Source organism: Achromobacter mucicolens (assembly GCF_029866465.1).
Classification (GTDB): domain Bacteria; phylum Pseudomonadota; class Gammaproteobacteria; order Burkholderiales; family Burkholderiaceae_B; genus Achromobacter; species Achromobacter mucicolens.
In genome coordinates this window covers 4,830,220-4,848,142 of the sequence record NZ_CP123364.1, presented here as the reverse complement: position 1 = coordinate 4,848,142, position 17,923 = coordinate 4,830,220, and the positions used below count along the sequence as shown (strand labels likewise).

The window sequence follows — 17,923 nt, the reverse complement described above, 5'->3', positions numbered from 1 at the left end:
TGCCGATTTGGCGACGTCATTTCTGCAAGCGTTAGCAAGGCCCAATCCGTGCGTTACCCCCACATCCCCTGGCTGCCCCTGTTGTTCTATCCCGCGTTGCCGGTGGCCGCCGCGATCGGACTGCTGTTCTGGCGGGAATGGCCGCCGGCGGTGAGCCTGATCGTGCCGTTCGTGCCGTGGGTGATGGCGCTGATCGGCTCGGCAATCTGCCTGATGTATCAGCGCTCTCAAACGATGGCGCTGATGCTGTGCGTGCTGGCCGTCACGGCGGCATGGCCCACGCTGGTTCGGGACGCGCCCTGGGCGATGGGGCCTGTGCTGGCCTGGTGGTCGCTCGTCTACACCATCAACGCCATGTGGTCCGAACGGTCCAGCATGCTGATCGACGTGGCGCTGCGCGTCGGCCTGATGGCCGCGGGCGCGGCGATCATCGCGCTGGCCGGCAAGGACGGCGTGGACGAGCTGTTCAGCACCATTGCGCTGCAGGGCACGCTGGCGCGCATGGGCGTGCCGGCCGAGGCGCTGATTGCGCTGCTGGCCACCGGCCTGACATTGACGCTGTTGCTGTTGCGCTATGGACGTCCGCAGCAGGCGGGGCAGTGGCTGGGCTTTGTCTGCATGGCGTGGGCGCTGCCCCGCGGGGCGGCCCAGCCGCTCGAACTGGCCCTCATGTCCGCCGCGGCGCTGACGTCCCTGTGCATCTCGCTGGCGCATGAAGGCTTTCACATGGCGTTTCGCGACGAGCTCACCGGCCTGCCGGGCCGACGCGCGCTGAACGAACGGCTGCAGCGCATGGGCCGCGTCTACACGCTGGCGATGGCCGACGTCGACCATTTCAAGGCGTTCAACGACACGCACGGCCACGACGTGGGCGACCAGGTGCTGCGCATGGTGGCCTCGCAGCTGCGGCGCGTGCCGGGCGGCGGCCAAGCCTATCGTTACGGCGGCGAGGAATTCACGCTGGTGTTTCCCGGCAAGACCGCGGCCGAAGCCATGCCGCATCTGGAAACGGTCCGGCGCGCCATCGAGGCCTACCAGATGCGCCTGCGCGACAAGCCGGCCCGTCCCAAGGCGGACCAGATCGGCCAGCGCCGGCGTGGCGGCCGGGCTGGGCGCGGCGCCCGGCCCCTGCGCGTCACGGTCAGCATCGGCGTGGCCGAGCGCAGCGATGCCCTGCGCGCGCCGGACGCCGTCATCAAGGCGGCCGACCAGGCGCTCTACAAGGCCAAGGACGGCGGGCGCAATCAGGTATGCGCGTTCGGCGCGCGGCGCCGGGCAGGCGCGGGCTGACCCGCCGGGTCAGCCGTCCGACAACGGCATCGCCATCAGCGTTTCATCGTAGAGCTGTCCGTTCACGCAAAGCGCGTCGGGTTCGTGGCCATATACCGTGAACCCCAGGCTGGCGTACAGCGCGGACGCCGCGGTGTTGTTGGCGGTCACGCTCAGCTGCACCTGCCGGATGCCGCGCATGGTTGCCGCGTGGTCGATCGCCGCGCGCATGAGCAGCCGGCCGAGCCCTTGTCCGCGATGGGCGGGCGCCACATACATGCTCCAGATGTGCGCCTTGTGGCGCAGCTTCAGCTTGCGCTGGCGGCTGACGCCGACGATGCCGGCCAGCGTGTCCCCCAGGAACACGCCATACATGGCGCCGTCGTCGGCCGGCGAGATCCACGCGCGGATGTCCGCCAATGTCAGCGTGTGTTCCTCTTCGTAACTCGATCCGAAGGACTCGGGCGTTTCGACCAACGCGTTCAGACGCAATTGCCGCAGGGCGGCGGCATCGGGGGCGGTCAGGCGGCGGACGGCAGGGGCGTTCATGGCGGAATCAAAGTGTTGGGAATAGGGAACGTTTGGGCAGTATAGGAGGACGGGCTTGCCTATAATGGCCCCATCGCCGCTTGCGGTTTTGAACAAGGGGCCACTGATGTTCGGTTTCCTCAAGACAAACCAGGATGCGACGCGCCATGAGGTGCAGGAAGAGTTCGTGGCACGTGTCGCGGGTGCCGCGCAGGACTTTGTAGAGGCAGCCGGTTCCACCGGCGCCGTGCTGGACTACTCCCCGTCCAGCGTCCATGCGCTGGACGACGCGCTGGAGGCCGCCCATCTGGGCACGCTGCCTCTGACCCCCATGCAAACCGTCGGCGCCGCCGCCTATCTCTACGAAGTCGGCCGCCGCGCGCACGGCGGACTGTACGAGGTCTGCGACGACGAAGATCCGGTGGTTCTCGTCTGCGGAGAACCGGGCTCGGAAGTCTGCTTTGGCGCCATCGCCAAGGTCGAACGGCGCATCCGCTACGGGGCCGCCGAAGCCATCCCCGCCTACTTTGAAATGTTCATGACAGCCCTGCAAACGGGCGAAGCCCGGACCATCCGATAGGCCGATCCGGCGCTTCTGGGGATTTCCCTTAGGGCTGTAAGAAAAACAGCCCTACAATTCCGCAATTCCCGCCGCCGGCGGGTGCTCGCGCCGTCTGACTTCGGACGGTTTTTTACTCGCAGTACATTCGCGCCGCGATACGCGTCCGATTCGCCATGCCCCCAGGAGCGCCTGCATGAAATTCCGCTTCCCCATTTTCATCATCGACGAGGACTACCGTTCCGAGAACGCGTCCGGTTTGGGTATCCGTGCCTTGTCCGCAGCAATCGAGGCCGAGGGCGTCGAGGTGATCGGGGTGACCAGTTACGGCGACCTGAGCTCGTTCGCGCAGCAGCAAAGCCGCGCCAGCGCCTTCATCCTGTCGATCGACGATGAAGAGTTCGACGTGGACTCGCCCGAGGACGTGGCCAGCGCGATCAAGAACCTGCGCGCCTTCATCGGCGAACTGCGCTTTCGCAACGCGGACATTCCCATCTACCTGTACGGCGAAACCCGCACGTCGGAACACATTCCGAACGACATCCTGCGCGAGCTGCACGGCTTCATCCACATGTTCGAGGACACGCCCGAGTTCGTGGCGCGCCACATCATCCGCGAGGCCCGCAGCTACGTCGACAGCCTGCCGCCGCCGTTCTTCCGCGAGCTGGTGAAGTACGCGCAAGATGGTTCGTATTCGTGGCACTGCCCGGGGCACTCGGGCGGGGTGGCGTTCCTGAAGAGCCCGGTCGGCCAGATGTTCCACCAGTTCTTTGGCGAGAACATGCTGCGCGCCGACGTCTGCAATGCCGTGGACGAACTGGGCCAGCTGCTGGACCACACCGGCCCGGTGGCCGAGTCCGAGCTGAACGCCGCGCGCATCTTCCACGCGGACCACTGTTTCTTCGTGACCAACGGCACGTCGACCTCGAACAAGGTTGTGTGGCACGCCAACGTTGCGGCCGGCGACGTGGTGGTGGTGGACCGCAACTGCCACAAGTCGATCCTGCACGCCATCACGATGACGGGCGCGATCCCCGTGTTCCTGCGCCCCACGCGCAACCACCTGGGCATCATCGGGCCGATCCCGCTGGAAGAGTTCCACCCGGACAACATCCGCAAGAAGATCGAAGCCAACCCCTTCGCGCGCGAAGCGGTCAACAAGAATCCGCGCATCCTGACGCTGACGCAAAGCACGTACGACGGCGTCATCTACAACGTCGAAATGATCAAGCAGCAGCTTGGCAGCTACGTCGACACGCTGCACTTTGACGAAGCCTGGCTGCCGCACGCGTCGTTCCACGAGTTTTATCAGGACATGCACGCCATCGGCCAGGATCGCCCGCGCAGCCAGGACGCCATGGTTTTCGCCACGCACTCCACGCACAAGCTGCTGGCCGGCATTTCGCAGGCCTCGCAAATCATCGTGCAGGAGTCCGAGACCCGCAAGCTGGACCGCAACGTCTTCAACGAGGCGTACCTGATGCACACGTCCACCTCGCCCCAGTACGCGATCATCGCGTCCTGCGACGTGGCGGCCGCCATGATGGAGCCGCCGGGCGGCACCGCGCTGGTCGAGGAAAGCATCCGCGAAGCCCTGGACTTCCGCCGTGCCATGCGCAAGGTGGAATCCGAGTTCGGCAAGAACGACTGGTGGTTCAAGGTCTGGGGCCCGAACCGCCTGGTGTCCGAAGGCATCGGCAACCGCGACGAATGGATCCTGGAAGCCAACGACCACTGGCACGGCTTCGGCGAAATGGCCGAAGGCTTCAACATGCTGGACCCGATCAAGGCCACGGTCATCACGCCGGGGCTGGACATGTCGGGCAGCTTCGGTGAAACCGGCATTCCCGCGGCGCTGGTCTCCAAGTACCTGACCGAGCACGGCGTGGTGGTTGAAAAGACCGGCCTGTATTCGTTCTTCATCCTGTTCACCATCGGCATCACCAAGGGCCGCTGGAACACGCTGTTGACCGCCTTGCAGCAATTCAAGGACGACTACGACCGCAACCAGCCGCTGTGGCGCATCCTGCCGGAGTTCTGCCGCGACCATCGCCGCTACGAGCGCATGGGCCTGCGTGACCTCTGCCAGCAGATCCACGAAGCCTACCGCGAGCGCGACGTGGCCCGCCTGACGACCGAGATGTACCTGAGCGACATGGTGCCCGCGCTCAAGCCGTCGGACGCGTTTGCCCGCATGGCGCACCGCGAGGTCGAGCGCGTCGACATCGACAAGCTCGAAGGCCGCGTGACGGGCGTGCTGCTGACGCCGTACCCCCCGGGCATTCCGCTGCTGATCCCGGGCGAACGCTTCAACCGCACCATCGTGCAGTACCTGCAGTTCGCGCGCGAGTTCAACGAACGCTTCCCCGGTTTCGAAACCTACATCCACGGCCTGGCCGACGAAGTGGGTCCGGACGGCGAAAAGCGTTACTACGTTGACTGCCTGATCGAAGAGTAAGCACGGGCGGGCCGGAAATCTTGATGTTCGATGTTGCAGTGCTTGGCGCGGGCGCCGCGGGCATGATGTGCGCGGCGGTCGCTGGTCAACGCGGCCTGCGCGTGGTGCTGGTCGACCACGCGCAGCGCCTGGCCGAGAAGATCCGCATCTCCGGCGGCGGGCGCTGCAACTTCACGAACATCGGCGCCGGCCCCGCCAATTTCCTGTCGGAAAACCCGCATTTTTGCCGTTCGGCGCTGTCGGCCTACACGCCGCAGGACTTCCTGGCGCTCATCAAGCGCCACCGCATCGCCTGGCACGAAAAACATCGCGGCCAGTTGTTCTGCGACGACTCCAGCGAAAACATCATCGACATGCTGCGCGCCGAGTGCGGCGCGGGCAATGTCCAATGGCGCATGGGCTGTTCGGTGGCCGAGATCGCGCAGGGCGAGGCCGGCTTCGAACTGCGAACCAGCCAGGGTGTCATCCGGGCCGCCAAGCTGGTCATTGCGACGGGCGGCATGGCGATTCCCCAGTTGGGCGCAACGGACTTCGGGCTGAAGATTGCCCGCCAGTTCGGCCTGAAGGTCGTTGAGCCGCGCCCGGCGCTCGTTCCGCTGACCTTCGACCCCGTGCAATGGCAGCCGCTGTCGGAACTGTCCGGCGTGGCGCTGGAAGTAAACCTGCAAACCGGGCAGGGCAAGGCGCGCGGCGAGTTCCTGGAAGACCTGTTGTTCACGCACCGGGGGCTGTCCGGTCCGGCGATCCTGCAGATCTCCAGCTACTGGAAGCCGGGCGAACCCATCGTGATCGACCTGGCGCCGGGACGCGACCTGGCGCAGGAACTGCTGGCCTCCAAGTCCGGCAACCGCCAGCAGTTGCACACGGTGCTGGGGGGATTGTGGCCCAAGCGACTGGCCGACAGCTGGCTGCACCTGACCGAGCAGGGCGGCAAGCCCGGCCTGGCGGCCCTGCGCCTGGCCGACGCGCCCGACAAGACGCTGCGCGCACTGGCGCAGGATATTCATCAGTGGACGCTCGTGCCCAGCGGCACGGCGGGCTACAAGAAGGCCGAAGTCATGCGCGGCGGCGTGGACACGCGCGGCCTCGATCAGAAGTCGATGCAGGCCAAGTCGGTTCCGGGGTTGTACTTCATCGGCGAAGCCGTGGACGTCACCGGCTGGCTGGGCGGCTACAACTTCCAATGGGCGTGGGCGTCGGGCGTCGCCTGCGGACAGGCGCTTTGATTTCGCGGCGCGCTTAGCGCCAATCTGCGACGCGCATTCCGCTTTTGCGGACACCGCTGCGGCACGCATCGCCAATCCGGCATTGTGATATCAAATAAAAATACATATCATTTATGTTTTGATCTTTATCAAGCTCGTCCCGCCCGGGACGGATCAGCCGGAGACTCGCATGGCCTACACCCTTCCTCCCTTGCCGTACGCCTATGACGCGCTGGAACCCCATATCGACGCGATGACGATGGAGATCCACTACACCAAGCATCACCAGACGTACGTCAACGGCCTGAACGCCGCGCTGGAAGGCGCCGGCATCAACACGGACGAGCCGGTCGAGGCGCTGGTCGCCCGCATCAAGGAATTGCCCGACGCCGTGCGCGGCGCGGTGCGCAACCATGGCGGCGGCCACGCCAACCACAGCCTTTTCTGGTCCGTCATGTCGCCGCAGGGTGGCGGCGAGCCGAACGGCGCGCTGGCCGCGGCCATCGACGCCGACCTGGGCGGACTGCCCGCCTTCAAGGAAGCCTTCACCAAGGCGGCCCTGACGCGCTTTGGCAGCGGGTGGGCCTGGCTGAGCGTGACGCCCGCGGGCAAGCTGGTGGTCGAGAGCAGCGCCAACCAGGACAGCCCGCTGATGGACGGCAACACGCCCATTCTGGGGCTGGATGTCTGGGAACACGCTTATTATCTGAAGTACCAGAACCGCCGGCCGGAATACATCGGCGCTTTCTACAACGTGGTGAACTGGGCCGAGGTCTCGCGCCGCTACGCCGCAGCACGGGGCTGAGCGCATCTTCACGAAGGAGCGCAGCCGCCTATGAATACCTTCAGCCGTCATCGCGTACGGCCGGCAGCCACCAGCATCAGCGTCTGGACGCTGGCTGTGATGGTGTCCTGCCTGGCCCTGTACCAGCTCTGGGTTTACCTGGACGTGCGGGCGCCGCACGTGGCGGACGCGCTGCTTGGCGGGCTTGTCGCGGCCGGCGCCACCGCGCTCGGCACGTTGCCCATTCTCTTTGCCCGCACCATTCCGCAAAAGGCGCAGGACAGCATGTTCGGCTTTGGCGCCGGCGTCATGCTGGCCGCCAGCGCGTTTTCGCTGGTGGCGCCGGGCATCGCCGCGGGCGAGGACCTGGGTTACGGCCCGTGGGGCGCGGGCCTGACCGTGGGCGCCGCGATCCTGCTGGGCGCAGGCGTGCTGCTGCTCATGGACCGGACGTTGCCGCACGAGCATTTCATCAAGGGCAGGGAAGGGATGGAGGCGCACCGTCTGCGCCGCACCTGGCTGTTCGTGTTCGCGATCATGCTGCACAACCTGCCCGAGGGGCTGGCGATCGGCGTGGGCTATGCCGCGGGCGACCCAGTGCGCGGCACGGCGCTGGCCACCGGCATCGCCATCCAGGACATCCCCGAAGGACTGGTGGTGGCGGTCGCCTTGCTGGCCGCCGGCTACAAACGGACCTTCGCCGTGGCGCTGGGCATGCTGTCCGGGCTGATCGAGCCCGTGGGCGCGGTGCTGGGCGCCGCGGTCGTCGGGTGGTCCGCGCCGCTGCTGCCATGGGGGTTGGGCTTTGCCGCGGGCGCCATGCTGTTCGTCATCAGCCACGAGATCATCCCGGAATCGCACCGCAAGGGGCACGAGGTCTACGCCACCTGCGGGTTGATGCTGGGTTTCGTCCTGATGATGCTGCTGGACACGGCGCTGGGATAGCGCCGCCCCGCGCGCGACAGGCCTAGGCTTACCCCGGGCTTTCGTTGTATGCTTTCGGCGCTGTCACGCATGCTGCGGGAGAGAGTGGCCGAAGGCATCAAGCCCGGCCGCCGCCGAAGGCGCAATTCGCCCAGAATCGCTCAGGTAACCGATACCGCGCAGGCTTGCCCCGTCCCGCATTTGTTGCCTCATGGCCATGCGGATGCGGCAAAACAGTACTCTGGAGAGACCTGGCGCCGCCCCTGAAACAGGGACATGGCGAGCAGCCCAGGCGCCGAAGGTGCAAACCCGCCACGCGGGGCAACTCTCAGGCAAAAGGACAGAGGGGCGGAAGATTCAGCCGTTGCGCGGGCGCCATCCGCCCGCAATCAGCGGCATTCCGTAACCCTGGCATCACGCCGTCCCGGAGTTCCCCGCATGTCCGCACCCCTCAAACGCACCCCGCTGGCCGAAGAACACATCGCCGCCGGCGCCCGCATGGTCGATTTCGGCGGCTGGGACATGCCGCTTGCCTACGGCTCGCAGCTTGACGAGCATCACGCGGTGCGCCAGGACGCCGGCATGTTCGACGTGTCGCACATGCTCAACGTCGACGTGAAGGGTCCCGACGCGTTCGCCTTCCTGCAGCGCTTGGTCGCCAACGACGTGTCCAAGCTGACGGTGCCGGGCAAGGCCCTCTACAGCTGCATGCTGAATCCGCAGGGCGGCGTCATCGACGACCTCATCATCTATTTCTTCGCCGCCGACGAATGGCGCGTGGTGGTCAACGCCGGCACCGCGGACAAGGACGTGGCCTGGATGCAGCGCGTCAAGCAGGCCGGCGCGTTCGACGTCGCCATCACGCCGCGCCGCGATCTGGCCATGGTGGCCGTGCAAGGCCCCAACGCCCGCGCCAAAGTCTGGGCGGCCCGCCCGGCCTGGCAAGCCGCCACCGAACTGCTGACGCCCTTCGTCGCCGCCCGCCTGGGCGACGACACGCTGGTCGCCCGCACGGGCTATACCGGCGAGGACGGTTTCGAAATCGTCCTGCCCGCCGCCGACGTGGTCCAGCTCTGGCGCGACCTGACCGCCCAGGGCGTGCGTCCGGCAGGTCTGGGCGCGCGCGACACGCTGCGCCTGGAAGCCGGCATGAACCTGTACGGCCAGGACATGGACGAACTGACCCAGCCCGGCCAGGCCGGCCTGACCTGGACCGTGTCCTTCAAGAACGCCGAGCGCCGCTTCATCGGCCGCGATGCGCTTGAGCAATTCGCCACGCCCGCCACGTTCATTGGCTTGAAGCTCAAGGACCGTGGCGTCATGCGCGCGCACATGGCCGTGCGCACCCCGCAAGGGATGGGCGAACTCACCAGCGGCACCATGTCGCCCACGCTGGGCGTGTCGATCGGCTTTGCCCGCCTGCCGCAAGGCGTGGCCCCGGGCGATACGGTCGAGGTCGACATCCGCGGCAAGTGGGTGCCCGCCGTGGCGTGCAAGCTGCCCTTCGTGCGTAACGGCAAAGCCGTCGAACACTCGTAAACTCGAAGCTTCGCGCGTGCGCCGCCCCTGTCTGGGCGACGGCCGCCCGCGCGAGGCGCGCAACACCATTCATCTACCCGTATTCCCCTCAGGAGTTCCCATGAGTCTGCCCACCGATCGCAAGTACACCGAGTCCCATGAATGGGTCAAAGCCGAGGGCGACGTGTTCGTCGTCGGCATCACCGACACCGCCCAGGATCAGCTGGGCGATCTGGTCTTCGTCGGCGACGTGAACGTCGGCGCGAAGCTGAACGCGGGCGAAACCGCTGGCGTGGTCGAGTCGGTCAAGGCCGCCTCGGACATCTACGCGCCCGTGTCCGGCGAAATCGTTGCCTTCAACGAAGAACTGGAAAGCAACCCCAACCTGATCAACGAATCGGCCTTCACCGCCTGGATCTTCAAGATCAAGCCGGACAATGCGGCCGACGCCGACAAGCTGCTGGACGCCGCCGGCTACGAAGCCGTCGCCAACGGCTGATGCCGCCCGCGAGGGAGGCGGGCCGCCTCGGCGCCGCCGCCCTCGCCAGACGCAATACCGTCCGTCTCCAGGACGACACCCGCTACCCCGAGATCTCCCCATGTCGCGCGCCCTAGACACCCATACCGACTTCATTCCCCGCCACATCGGCCCCTCCGACGCCGACCAGGCCGCCATGCTTGCCGTGATCGGCAGCGACAGCCTGGACGCCCTGATCGAAGAAGTCGTGCCTCCCAAGATCCGCAGCCAGGCGCCGCTGGCGCTGCCCGCCTCGCGCAGCGAAGCCGACGTGCTGGCCGAACTGAAGCAGGTCGCGGGCCGCAACAAGGTCTACCGCAGCTACATCGGGCAGGGGTACTACGGCACGCAGACGCCCAACGTGGTGTTGCGCAACATTCTTGAAAATCCCGCCTGGTACACGGCCTACACGCCGTACCAGCCCGAGATCTCGCAGGGCCGCTTGGAGGCCCTGCTGAACTACCAGACCATGGTCGCCGACCTGACCGGCCTGGACATCTCCAACGCCTCGCTGCTGGACGAAAGCACGGCCGCCGCCGAAGCGATGACGCTCGCGCGCCGCAGCGCCAAGTCCAAGAGCCCGGTGTTCTTCATCTCGCGCCACGTGCATCCGCAGACCATCGAAGTCGTGCGCACGCGCGCCGAAGGCCTGGACATCGAGATCCGCATCGGCGACGAAGCCGAAGGCCTGCCCGAGTGCTTTGGCGTGCTGCTGCAATACCCGCACAGCACGGGCGCCGTGTCCGACTACCGCAAGCTGGCCGAAACCGCCCACGCGCAAGGCGCCGTGGTGGCGTGCGCGACGGACCTGCTGGCGCTGGCCGTGCTGGCCGCCCCGGGCGAGTGGGGCGCCGACATCGCCGTCGGTTCGGCCCAGCGCTTTGGCGTGCCGTTCGGCTTTGGCGGCCCGCACGCGGGCTTCATGGCCTGCAAGGACGCCTTCAAGCGCAACATGGCCGGCCGCCTGGTCGGCGTGTCCAAGGACGCGCAGGGCAACCCCGCGCTGCGCCTGGCGCTGCAGACGCGCGAACAGCACATCCGCCGCGAGAAGGCCACCTCCAACATCTGCACGGCGCAAGTGCTGCTGGCCGTGATGGCCGGCATGTACGCCGTGTGGCACGGTCCCGCCGGCATCCGCCGCATCGCCGAGCGCGTGCAGCGCGCCACCGCGATCCTGCGCGCCGAACTCATCAAGCTGGACATCAAGGTCGTCAACGACACCTTCTTCGACACGCTGCTGCTGGAAACCGGCGCCGCAACGCCTGCCATCCTGACGGCCGCCGACTGCGCCCACATCAACCTGCGCCGCGTCGACGGCGCGCGCCTTGCGGTTTCGTTGGACGAAACCGTGACCGTGGCCGACCTGCAGGCGCTGGTCAACGTCTTCGCCGCCGGCCTGGAGCGCGATGACGTCGAACTCGACATCGACGCGCTCGATGCCGCGGCCCCCAGTGGCATCCCCGCCGCGGTGGCCCGCGAAAGCGCCATCCTGACGCATCCCATCTTCTCCAGCGTCCAGTCCGAAACCGACATGCTGCGCTATCTGCGCAAGCTGGCCGACAAGGACCTAGCCCTGGACCGCACGATGATCCCGCTGGGTTCGTGCACCATGAAGCTGAACGCCACGGCCGAGATGATCCCCATCACCTGGCCCGAATTCGCGCTGATCCACCCGTTCGCGCCCGCCTCGCAAAGCCAGGGTTACGTCGAACTGATCGACCGCCTGTCGGCCGCGCTGTGCGAAATCACCGGCTACGACAACATCAGCCTGCAGCCCAACTCGGGCGCGCAGGGCGAATACGCCGGCCTGCTCGCCATTCGCGGTTACCACCAGGCCAACGGCCAGCACCAGCGCAACATCTGCCTGATCCCGTCGTCGGCGCACGGCACCAACCCCGCCTCGGCGCAGCTGGCCGGCATGGATGTGGTGGTGGTGGCCTCGGACGCCAATGGCAACGTGGACCTCACGGACCTGCGCGCCAAGATCGCGCACGTCGGCGACAAGCTGGCCGCGCTGATGATCACGTACCCGTCCACGCACGGCGTGTTCGAAGAAGCCGTGACCGAAATCTGCGATCTGGTGCATCAGGCCGGCGGCCAGGTTTACCTGGACGGCGCCAACATGAACGCAATGGTCGGCGTGGCCAAGCCCGGCAAGTTCGGCTCGGACGTGTCCCACCTGAACCTGCACAAGACCTTCTGCATTCCGCACGGCGGCGGCGGCCCCGGCGTGGGCCCCGTGGCGGTGCGCGCGCACCTGGCGCCGTATCTGCCGGGGGTCGTGAACGAACAGGGCAAGCTGCCCGGCGACGCCAAGGTCGGCCCGGTCTCGGCCGCCCCGTTCGGCTCGGCCGGCATCCTGCCGATCCCGTTCGTGTACATCGCGCTGATGGGCGCGGACGGCCTGCGCCGCGCCACCGAAGTCGCCATCCTGAACGCGAACTACATTGCTACCCGCCTGCGCGACCACTACCCGGTCCTGTACGCGGGCCGCAACGGCCGCGTGGCGCACGAGTGCATCCTGGACGTGCGCCCGCTCAAGGAAACCAGCGGCATCAGCGCCGAAGACATCGCCAAGCGCCTGATGGATTACGGCTTCCATGCGCCCACGATGAGCTTCCCGGTGGCCGGCACGCTGATGGTCGAGCCGACCGAATCCGAAGGCGTGGCCGAACTGGACCGCTTCATCGACGCGATGATCGCCATCCGCGAAGAGATCGCGCAGGTCGAACGCGGCGAACGCGACCGTGACGACAACGTCCTGAAGAACGCGCCGCACACCGCCCAGATGCTGCTGGCCGAGGAATGGCTGCACGACTACCCGCGCCAGCAGGCCGCCTACCCGGTGGCCACGCTGCGCGACGGCAAGTACTGGCCGCCGGTCGCCCGCGTCGACAACGCCTACGGCGATCGCAACCTGGTCTGCGCCTGCCTGCCGATCGAAGCGTACGCATAGTTTTTGGCAGCAGGATGAAAAAAGCCCCCGTCCTTCACAGGCGGGGGCTTTTGTCTGGGGCCGGCGTCAGGCCGGCCGCGCATTACTTCGCGGGCGCTTTCGCCGCTGCGCCGAAGTCTTCGGCGATGCTGATGAAGGTGTTGAGCAGGATTTGCAGGTTGTCCTTGCCCAGCCCGCCTTCGGCGTTCATGTCCATCTGCAGCACGGCCTGGTTCTTGTCATCCAGGTAGGCGCGGCTCCAGCGGTATTCCTGGTTCCAGGCGTTGATGGCCTTGAGCGACATCGGCTTCTTGGTGGCATACGTGGCGGTTGCCACGAGGTCCAGGCACTTTTCCGTGAAGTCGTTGCACAGGAACTCCAGGCGCAGATCCGTGGCGCCGGTGGTGCCCGGGTTCAGGACCAGCACGGGGCCGTCGGTGCCATCGGTGCGGGTGACGGTGTAGCCCATGTCGTCCAGCATGTTGGCGACGTCTTCCAGGTTGAAGTCCTGCATGACGCCCGCCACCGGTGCGGCGGCGGTGGATTCCTCGTCGGAATCCATGCCGATGCCCGACAGCTCATCGTCGTCGTCCATGCCGTTCATGCCGGTGGCGCCCAGCAGGCCGCTGAACAGTTCATCGGCGGGGATCTTCTGCCCGTTCAGGTCGCCCATGCCATCGGCGAACGTGAACTTGCCGACGATATTGTCGCCGTCGTTCTTGCCGACGTTCATCATTTCGGCCATGCCGGCCATCTGGCGGATGCTCTCATCGGCGTCGGCCGCGGCCTTCTCGGCGGTCAGGCCTTCCTTCTTCATGGCGTACTGCACCATCAGGTCCTGCACCATCGGCTTGGAGATCACCAGCGAGGCGTCGATCTTCTTGATCGCCTGCACCGCGATTTCCTGCGGGGTCAGGTCCTTGGCGTTGGCCGGGTTGGCCATTTCAAGCGTGAACGTCAGCTTGCTTTCGCCCTTGGCCGTTTTCCAGCTCAGCGGATCGATGCTGAACGACGGATTGCCGGCCAGCAGCTTGCCGGCGTTGTCCAGCAGGACGTCGAACTGTTCGTCCTTCAGGCCTTCGTCGCTGGCGCCCAGCATGTACTGGCGCATGAGCTGGTTGTAGGTGTCCGACAATTGCTTGACGGCCTGGCCGTCCAGGCGGGCAAGCTTCACCACGGCCTGGCCGTTGCCCAGCACGACGTCGTTCACGGTAAGGTCGCCCGTCTGATAGGCGGCCTGCACGTTGATCGCCTTGTCGTCCTCGGACAGCTTCACGCCATAGCTAAAGTTGTCCAGCGCCACCTTCATGTCGTCGGTGGGGCGCAGGACGTCCACGCGCTTGATCTTCAGGTCCGAATTGCCCATGGAAATGCCGAACTTGCCCATGCGGCTGTCGACGTCCATGGTCAGGCCCGCCACGGTCATCTTCACCGGGTCGCTGCTCTTGGTGCCGTCGACGGCCAGCTTGTCCATCACGCCGTGCGCGGTGACCGCCTGGGTGGCGCGGTCGAAGGTGCCTTCGATGCGCATGCCGCTGAAGTCGAGCGCGTTGCCGTCGTGCGTGACGGTAACGGGAGCGACCGCGGCGGTCGTCACCGCATTGCCGCTGTAGCTGACGATCGCGTCGCTCATCAGCGGGGACACGTCCTTGGTCAGCTCGAAGACGGGCTTGATGTTGTCCGTCTTGGCGATTTCGGTGTGGATGAACGCCAGCTTGGGCGCAATGGCGCCGCGCGCCAGGGCGCTCTTGGGGAAGGGGCCGTGCTCGACGTTTGCGTCGAACTCGATCATGCCGCCGGGCAGGTCGTCCAGGCCCTTGTCGTTCTTGATGAACGACACGCCATAGCGCGCCTGCGTGGAGAACAGGCCGCGCTCGTACTTGAGCTGGTCGATGCGCAGACCGAACAGGGGCGTGACCTTAGCCAGCTTCTCGTTGGCCTGCGCCAGGTAACGCTGCGCGTCTTCTTCGATGCGCTTGCCGGTGTACCACGTGGCGCCGACCCAGCTTCCCGCTCCCACTATGACCACGCCCAGGGTGATCGCTACGCTCTTTTTCATCGCTCTGCTTATATCGTTGATTGTCGAGTCATATCCGGCAGCGGCGGTCAACTGCGCCACTCGCGTCCGCGCGAGCGGAACCGTTCCTGGATACGCGTGTTCATCGGCCTGTCAGGCCCGCGGCGGAGTATACCGAGACACGTGTCCCGCCAAGCAGGCGCGCAGTTACCGAAGATTTCAAAATGAAAGCCGGCGCGGGTGCGCCGGCTTTTTTGTCGACAAAGTGCCTGGATTCAGATGGGGTCCAGCGGATAGATCGGTCGCCGAACGTGCTTGAAATCAAGCTGGGCATAGTCGGAGGTCGTGACGCCCACGCCGGTGCATTCGATGATCTCGGTGGCCATGTCCGAGAATCCCGCGCGCCAGTGGATGCGGCTCTTGAGCACCACATACCGCTTTTGCAGCGGATCGATGCCAGCCGACAGCAGGCAGTTGATGTCGAAGGGCTCCTGGTGGCGGGACACCACCACGATCTCCACCCGGCCGGTGTCGATGACCACCGTCAGCCCCGTGTCGTTGCGCACGCCGCGATACATGGGGCCCCGGTTCAGGTAGACGCCGTCGAACACCAGCTTGACGCGGCCGGTGACCTCCAGCGGTTCACTGGGCTGCTTGATGGCCGGCATGGGCAGCTTGCCGCCCAGCTTGAGCGTGATGGTGTTGCCCACGCCCGCGGCGGCGGCTTCGCGCGCGGCTTGCGGATCGCAGATGGCGTAGAAGACGACGTTGTCCAGTTCCTGGCGCAGGACCTCGGCCAGCACCGCCGTCGTGTCCATCGTGCCGCCCGAGCCCGTGTTGTCGTAGTGGTCCAGCAGCACGACCGGGCCCTGTTCGATGGCCTTGGCGCGCGCGATGGTGGGCGCCAGCGGCTCGGAATGGAACACCCAGTCGGCGCGGCCGCGCCACGCGCGGTCCAGCAATTCGTCGCGATGCTGTTCGGCTTCGGCCAGGTTGCCATCGGTACAGACGACGGCGCTCAGGCCCGCCTCGCGGATGTCCGCGTGGGGAAAGCCCACGAAAACCGAGGCCGCCAGCACGCCGCCGGCCTCCAGTTCCTTGCACCGCTCCTGCAGCGGCTTGTTGGGCGCGGCATGCGTGCCCTGGCACATGATGTGCGGCAGCATGGGCTTGTTGGCCCAGGTCATCACCGGCTTGATCTCGCCCTTGAGCGTGCGGACGATGACGTTCGCCGCGCGCACGCCCGCATCGCGGATGTCCACGTGCGGATACGTATGAAAGCCGCTGATCACCGTGGCGTTGCGCACGATGTCGTCGTAGATGTTGGCGTGCATGTCCAGAGTCACGGCGACGGGCGTCGTGGGATCGATCTCGCGCAGGCGGCGCAGCAGGTCGCCCTCGGCATCCTCGACGCCCTCGGCGACCATCGCGCCGTGCAGGTCCAGCAGGATGGCGTCGAAACCGCCGCGCTTGACCTCGTCCAGGATCAGCGTGCACAGGCGCTCATGCGTCTGCGCGCTGGCGGGACCGCTGGGCCAGGACTCGGCCGCGACCGGCACGACCATTTCCGCGCCTTCGCGGCGGGCGACCTCGATGTAGCCGCCCAGGCCGCTGTCGGTGTTCTCGTAGGCCTTGATGGCGCGCTCGCCGGCCAGGATTTCGGGGCTGCCGCGAAAGAAGCGCTCAAGGGGGGTGGGCACGGGCGAAAACGTGTTCGTCTCGTGCTTGATCATTGCCAAAAGCCAACGCATGGGATGTTCCTGTGGGTTGCCGTGGAAAGTCAGTGGGCCGACACCGGCTGCGGCCAGGGCCGCTGCGCGGGACGCATCCGTTCCCACGCGCGCGCCACGCGCAGCACGCCCAGATCGTCAAAGCGCGCGCCGGCGATCTGCAGGCCGATCGGCAGACCCGCCTTCGTGTAGCCGCAATTGACCGAAGCCGCGGGCTGTTCGCTCATGTTGAAGGGCAGCGTGAACCCGATGTGGTGCATCGTGGTGGCGACCTCGTTGGTGGGCGAGGGCCACTCGGCGTTGTAGGCCACCACCGGCGCCACCGGCGACAGCACGTAATCGAACGGCGCGCAGGCGGCGACCGTGCGCGCCCGCACGTTCAGCGTTTCGTAGTAGCTGCGAAACACGTCTTCACCGCTGTGGCCGCCGCCGCTTTCGGCCCAGGCGCGGATGAAGGGCAGAATCTTCGCGCGGCGTTCTTCGGACAGCGCAGCCAGGTCGATGGCCGAACGGGTGCGCCAGAAGCGGTCCACGCCGTCCAGCATGCCGGGCGTCATCCAGGGTTGCATGGGCGTGACGATGGCGCCCGCCGCTTCGAAGGCGCGCGCGGCGGCTTCGACCGCATCGCGGGTTTCCGGATCCAGCGGCAGTCCGCAGCCCGCGTCCAGCAAGAGGCCGATGCGCAGGCCGCGCACGTCCTGGTCCAGGTTCAACCAGTCGATCTCCTGGAAGGGCAGGCTCATGTGGTCGCGGGCGTCCGGCTGCGACAGCACGCCCATCATCAGGGCCGTGTCGGTGATGGTGCGCGTCATGGGGCCGGCGCAGCGGCCCATGAAGGGCGGATCGATGGGAATGCGGCCCAGGCTGGGCTTGAGCGTGGCGATGCCGCACCAGGCGGCGGGCAGGCGCACCGAGCCGCCGATGTCGGTGCCGATATGCAGGGGACCATAACCGGCGGCGGCCGCCGCCCCGGCGCCCGCGCTGGAGCCGCCCGGATTCTTGGTCAGGTCCCAGGGGTTGCGCGTCAGTTCATGAAAGCTCGACAGGCCGGAGGACAGCATGCCGTAGTCGGGCATGGTGGTCTTGCCCAGCAGGACGGCGCCCGCCTCGCGCATGCGCGCCGCCGGCGGGGCGTCGGCCGCCGCCGGGGTGAGGTCGGTGGCCGCGGTGCCCAGCGGCACGGGCACGCCGCGGGTGGCGATGTTTTCCTTGATGGTGGCGGGCACGCCATCGAGCGAAAACCCGCCGCAGGACTGCGGCTCGCCCTTCATCCAGCGGGCTTCCGAGGCACGGGCCATGGCCAGCGCGCCTTCCGGATCCAGCGCGTAGGTTGCGTGCAGCCGGGGCTCCCAGCGCTCGATGTGATCGAGCACGGCACGCGTGGCCTCGACGGGCGACAGGGTCTTGCTGCGATACGCCTGCAGGAGTTCCTGGGCGGACATTTCATGCGGTTGCGGCATCTCGGTTCCAGTGATGCGA

At 66.7% G+C, this 17,923-nt stretch carries 13 protein-coding genes and 2 riboswitches; of the genes, 9 read left to right on the top strand and 4 right to left on the bottom strand.

Annotation, left to right across the window (positions count from 1 at the left end; genetic code table 11):
- Positions 1–48: 48 nt before the first annotated feature.
- Positions 49–1,290 carry a GGDEF domain-containing protein gene (locus QEP15_RS22090; protein WP_280148068.1) on the top strand — a complete coding sequence of 414 codons (1,242 nt, stop codon included), beginning with the start codon at positions 49–51 and terminating at the stop codon, positions 1,288–1,290.
- 9 nt (positions 1,291–1,299) lie between these two features.
- Here the strand turns inward: QEP15_RS22090 and QEP15_RS22085 are convergent, their stop codons facing one another.
- Entirely contained in the window at positions 1,300–1,818 is a 519-nt protein-coding gene (locus tag QEP15_RS22085; RefSeq protein WP_152382616.1) for a GNAT family N-acetyltransferase, read from the bottom strand.
- A gap of 106 nt (positions 1,819–1,924) precedes the next feature.
- Here QEP15_RS22085 and QEP15_RS22080 point away from each other — a divergent pair, with 106 nt between their 5' ends.
- From QEP15_RS22080 to gcvP, 8 genes are all read left to right on the top strand, one after another.
- Entirely contained in the window at positions 1,925–2,377 is a 453-nt protein-coding gene (locus QEP15_RS22080; RefSeq protein ID WP_142053141.1) for a hypothetical protein, read from the top strand.
- A gap of 175 nt (positions 2,378–2,552) precedes the next feature.
- Positions 2,553–4,814 (top strand): arginine/lysine/ornithine decarboxylase, encoded by a 2,262-nt coding sequence (locus QEP15_RS22075; RefSeq protein WP_056325225.1) that lies wholly within the window; start codon positions 2,553–2,555, stop codon positions 4,812–4,814.
- Between the two features lie 23 nt (positions 4,815–4,837).
- Positions 4,838–6,040 carry a BaiN/RdsA family NAD(P)/FAD-dependent oxidoreductase gene (locus tag QEP15_RS22070; protein ID WP_280148067.1) on the top strand — a complete coding sequence of 401 codons (1,203 nt, stop codon included), beginning with the start codon at positions 4,838–4,840 and terminating at the stop codon, positions 6,038–6,040.
- A gap of 169 nt (positions 6,041–6,209) precedes the next feature.
- Positions 6,210–6,824 carry a superoxide dismutase gene (locus QEP15_RS22065; RefSeq protein ID WP_280148066.1) on the top strand — a complete coding sequence of 205 codons (615 nt, stop codon included), beginning with the start codon at positions 6,210–6,212 and terminating at the stop codon, positions 6,822–6,824.
- 30 nt (positions 6,825–6,854) lie between these two features.
- Complete coding sequence (locus QEP15_RS22060; RefSeq protein WP_062839978.1) at positions 6,855–7,748, top strand: ZIP family metal transporter; 894 nt, start codon at positions 6,855–6,857, stop codon at positions 7,746–7,748.
- Between the two features lie 65 nt (positions 7,749–7,813).
- A riboswitch (glycine riboswitch) is annotated at positions 7,814–7,915 on the top strand.
- A gap of 43 nt (positions 7,916–7,958) precedes the next feature.
- A riboswitch (glycine riboswitch) is annotated at positions 7,959–8,081 on the top strand.
- A gap of 84 nt (positions 8,082–8,165) precedes the next feature.
- Positions 8,166–9,266 (top strand): glycine cleavage system aminomethyltransferase GcvT, encoded by a 1,101-nt coding sequence (gcvT, locus tag QEP15_RS22055; RefSeq protein ID WP_280148065.1) that lies wholly within the window; start codon positions 8,166–8,168, stop codon positions 9,264–9,266.
- Between the two features lie 100 nt (positions 9,267–9,366).
- The gene (gene gcvH, locus QEP15_RS22050) at positions 9,367–9,744 is read left to right on the top strand and encodes a glycine cleavage system protein GcvH (protein WP_056325238.1); all 378 of its coding nucleotides are present in this window, start codon (positions 9,367–9,369) and stop codon (positions 9,742–9,744) included.
- A gap of 100 nt (positions 9,745–9,844) precedes the next feature.
- Entirely contained in the window at positions 9,845–12,718 is a 2,874-nt protein-coding gene (gene gcvP / locus QEP15_RS22045) for an aminomethyl-transferring glycine dehydrogenase (RefSeq protein WP_280148064.1), read from the top strand.
- Positions 12,719–12,800: 82 nt separating this feature from the next.
- On the opposite strand, the gene QEP15_RS22040 is transcribed toward gcvP, so the two are convergent.
- The 3 genes from QEP15_RS22040 to QEP15_RS22030 all read right to left on the bottom strand — a co-directional run bounded on the left by QEP15_RS22040 (position 12,801) and on the right by QEP15_RS22030 (position 17,904).
- Positions 12,801–14,756: a DUF945 family protein gene (locus QEP15_RS22040; RefSeq protein ID WP_056325244.1), complete on the bottom strand. Its 1,956-nt coding sequence runs from the start codon at positions 14,754–14,756 to the stop codon at positions 12,801–12,803.
- Positions 14,757–14,989: 233 nt separating this feature from the next.
- The gene (locus tag QEP15_RS22035) at positions 14,990–16,465 is read right to left on the bottom strand and encodes a M81 family metallopeptidase (RefSeq protein WP_175234654.1); all 1,476 of its coding nucleotides are present in this window, start codon (positions 16,463–16,465) and stop codon (positions 14,990–14,992) included.
- 29 nt (positions 16,466–16,494) lie between these two features.
- Positions 16,495–17,904, bottom strand: coding sequence for an amidase (locus QEP15_RS22030; protein WP_175156098.1), 1,410 nt, complete (start codon positions 17,902–17,904; stop codon positions 16,495–16,497).
- Between the last annotated feature and the right edge of the window lie 19 nt (positions 17,905–17,923).